The organism is Pseudomonas sp. P20 (assembly GCF_016463925.1).
In the GTDB taxonomy this organism is placed as follows: domain Bacteria; phylum Pseudomonadota; class Gammaproteobacteria; order Pseudomonadales; family Pseudomonadaceae; genus Pseudomonas; species Pseudomonas aeruginosa.
The window spans coordinates 1-300 of record NZ_JAEMVM010000106.1 but is presented as its reverse complement, the minus strand read 5'-3'; the positions used below and the strand labels follow the sequence as shown (position 1 = coordinate 300).

Below are 300 nucleotides of genomic sequence, written 5' to 3'. Positions count from 1 at the left end.
TCCGGTCCCAGCCAACGTTCTGTAGCTGCTGCTTCAGGTGCTCAGCTGCGGCCTTGTCGATCCGGCGGTCGCCGCCGGCATCGACCTGCCATTCCTTGCTGACGACGGCCAACTGCCGCTGGCCCCAGGTCGCCTTGACCTGGGCGTCGCGCAGCACTTCCTCATAGATGCGCAGGTCGTTGCCGCCCCGGCGCTGCAGGATGTAGTCGCTCGGTTGCTGCAGGCCGGAGAGGAATGGACGGGTGATATCGCGGCCGTCGCCCGTGGTGGCGATCTCTTGGCCGAGCTTGGGCGGGTGCA

At 67.3% G+C, this 300-nt stretch carries 1 protein-coding gene; it reads right to left on the bottom strand.

The genetic code is table 11. The annotated features are described in order from the left end of the window. Nucleotides 1-300 (bottom strand): phage portal protein family protein (locus JHD77_RS31975; protein WP_426772614.1); only part of this gene is annotated, 300 nt, incomplete at both ends.